Below are 3,116 nucleotides of genomic sequence, written 5' to 3'. Positions count from 1 at the left end.
AATTTCACCGTGACGCGATCACTCTATAGAATATTCAACTGGGTGATAGTGAGCGCCCACACCCACAACTTTCAATCCTGTAATTTTATTACACACAGCGACTGTTAAGAATTAGTGACAGAACAATAAACCAAGCTAAACCGCTGAATTTAAACACTTAAACCTCACAACAAAGAAGATGCATCGTAACTTTCAGTTTTATTACAAAAGCTTATTTTGTCTTTGTCACTTTTAATCGAAATAGTTAATAGTTCTAGATTTTACTTGGGCGTTCAAAATATTTAGTTATAGTGCACCAAATATTGCACGCATAAAAAAGAGCAGTTCCCTGCTCTTTTCTATGCATCTATCTCTTAAAGCGACTATTTTTTCGTGGCTTCTTCTCTAATCTGCTGCGCGACAATTTTTATTGCTTCTGCAGTACTTATCCCCTGCGTCATTAGCTCTTGAATTTTCTCTACAGCTTTTTGTTGTTCTTCGTGAGTGAGCGGCGGTAAATCATCAAACATAAAAAGGCTCCTAAATATTTAGGAGCCGACTATATTACGATTCGATGTTAAGTGCTAGTCGTTCGAGTGACTAACAACTCCCCTAGTAACTAGTTAAGAAGTTAACGTAGCCACCCATAGAATTTTCGTTGGTGTAACTTGCACCAATATCTAACTGAAACAAGTTAAGTGGAGAAAGGCCAATACCTGCAGTTATCGTGTCATCCAGATCATCATATGCTAGGTTGCGCTTCCAACCGGCGCGAAGTTTTAGTTGACGCATGATATCGATTTCGCTACCCACTCGCAGCATCTGGGTATTGTCGTTGAAGACAGTGAACTTTTCGTCTTCATTTAAATCGTAGTCAACACTGATGGTTGCGTAGTCTGCAACTAAGCCAACACCAAGCGTGTATTGTGGGCGCATTTGGTAATCATAACTCGTCGCACCAAACGTTCTAGATTGGGTTGGGTCTACGCGTGAAGTCACTGTTGTTGCAGCTAACTCTTGTGATTTAATATCACGAGAAACTAAGTTCATCGCCGACACACCAACTCGTAACGGGCCGTAAAACCATAAAAAACCCGCGTCCATGTTAAACATGGTTTCGCCTTGGCCGTTTTCGCGTATATCTTTAATATCGTAGTTGTTTAAATTCGCACGATACACATAAGTATAAACTCGTTGAAGCTTAGGAGTGACACCGAACGCGATATGCTGTCCTAGGAAAGTTTGATATTTGGCGAGTGAGATCCCCACTTCAGTGACACCCAGACCAACCGCATTCACGCCACTTAACTCTGCGTTTACCGCAGGGTTAAATGTTGGGTCAGCACTATTAGCGCCAGTGTAGATATCGGTTTCAGCAAATGACTCTGCATAAGCCTTTGCAAATACATTCATTGCCAAATATTGATTCGGAATTGCGAATGCGACGACACCACCAATTTGTAAATTAGCAATGTCACCTTCAAGCGCATCTAGAGTGCTTTGTAGTTCAGATATGTTTGAATAGTCACCACCGATTGCTTGATCAATGAGATCCGAAGCTTTGTCGAGATCATCTACCATCATATGTTCATCGCTATACGATAAACCAAAGCTTGGGGTGATCATTCCGTAGTCATCGTTGCGTCGATAGATAGCGGTTAGCGCCGGGTTGTAAAATGGCGCGGTTAAGAAGTTTGCAGAAACAACACCGACTCCGCCCATCGCATCACCACGAGCTTCAATAGCATAATTTGCAGCAGATGCAGAGTTGGCCGCTAAGGCAATAGACAAAGTGAGGAGTTTTAATTTGTTTTCCATAATCGGTATAAACTTTTTTGTTCCATATGTTTATATCGTTCAATTGTCTATTAACTTTAATTATTCCTCCACTGAAACATCGTATGTCTTACTAATAATTTGTGTTTGTTCAACAATTATTGGTCCTTGCCAGCGTTGGTGATTGATTGAGACAGCTAACACATAGCGCCCTTTCTCTACTTCATCACCACTTAAGGATGTTGGATAATCGGAATCATAGCTTTGACCCCATACCTGGTTGTAACTACCATCGACATAGTCATATAAAGCAACATTAAGTTTCGGCAGTGGGCAATGAGGATTAAGCAATGCAGTTTTCTCAACCCCCCATTGTGCTTTAGCGTCCCACCTAACAGTCACTTCAGCTTTTGGGCTGGCGAGTATCAGCCAAGAACTCCATGACGATTGATCCATTGCCGTTACATCTATTCTATATAATCCACTTCTAGCTTGAGTATTGAGATTATAGCGTTTGGTATATTTGGTGGTACCTTGCTCAGAGCTACCCGAGCCCCTAACAAAAGAGTTGTCGGTAGATAAAGTTTTATTTACCCAGCGGGTCAACGTGATATCACTGATTTCTCGGGCAGATTCGACCTCAACAATCGCACGGTAAGCATCCCTACCCGGGCTTTGAATTTCACTACGACGGACCGTAACGTTGGTAATCCATTGAGGAAGGGTTCGATTATCGAGGCTTTTACCACAATCAACATCGAGTGACTGCAAAAATAGTTCATTCAAATGCGGGGTCAATGAGCGGTTTTTATCGAGCTGCCAAACTTCCACTAACGATGCAAACATCGATGGAAGATCATTATTTAGCAAATTCCGATGTGCCTGAGTCAATGGTGTGTTGCTCTCAAACCAAGGCACGTTGTCGGCAGATGTCGGTGCACTGACTATCAATGCACCGACCAATAGCGAAACTTTTCTCATTACGCTTTCATTTTGTAACCAACACCGCGCAGTGTTTCTATCTCAAGGCCAGGCAGTTTCTGGCGTAGCTGTAGTACATGCGTATCAACAGTACGAGTCGTTGGAAAATGGTTGTAGCCCCATACATGATCAAGAAGCTCATCGCGTGTGAACACTCGCCCCAGATTGCTTGCCAAAAACAACAGCAGATCAAACTCAGTACGTGTTAAAGTGATCAACTCATCTTTATAGGTCACTTCACGCGTAGATTTATCGATAATCAGATTTTCTGTCAGAACTTTGTTGTCGTCCTGCGCTTCACCTTCCGGTGCACGAAGTTGTGCACGGATACGAGCAAACAGTTCAGCCTCTGCAAATGGCTTAGTAAGGTAATCATTAGC

The 3,116-nt window shown here is 42.4% G+C and carries 4 protein-coding genes; all 4 read right to left on the bottom strand.

The features are described 5' to 3' along the window. Positions 1-362: 362 nt before the first annotated feature. Positions 363-509, bottom strand: a complete 147-nt coding sequence (locus QTO00_RS17210; RefSeq protein ID WP_331425872.1) for a YoaH family protein — start codon at positions 507-509, stop codon at positions 363-365. 82 nt (positions 510-591) lie between these two features. Next, on the bottom strand, positions 592-1,797 hold the full coding sequence (locus QTO00_RS17205) for a conjugal transfer protein TraF (RefSeq protein ID WP_331425871.1): 1,206 nt from the start codon (positions 1,795-1,797) through the stop codon (positions 592-594). Positions 1,798-1,857: 60 nt separating this feature from the next. Beyond that, the gene (locus QTO00_RS17200; protein ID WP_331425870.1) at positions 1,858-2,736 is read right to left on the bottom strand and encodes a DUF2861 family protein; all 879 of its coding nucleotides are present in this window, start codon (positions 2,734-2,736) and stop codon (positions 1,858-1,860) included. Next, positions 2,736-3,116 (bottom strand): response regulator transcription factor (locus QTO00_RS17195; protein ID WP_331425869.1); only part of this gene is annotated, 381 nt, incomplete at its 5' end. The genes QTO00_RS17200 and QTO00_RS17195, both read right to left, overlap by 1 nt.

This window comes from Vibrio sp. M260118 (genome assembly GCF_036533755.1).
Lineage (GTDB): Bacteria > Pseudomonadota > Gammaproteobacteria > Enterobacterales > Vibrionaceae > Vibrio.
Note: the sequence above shows the minus strand (reverse complement) of the source record. Positions and strands in the feature narration are given on the sequence as shown.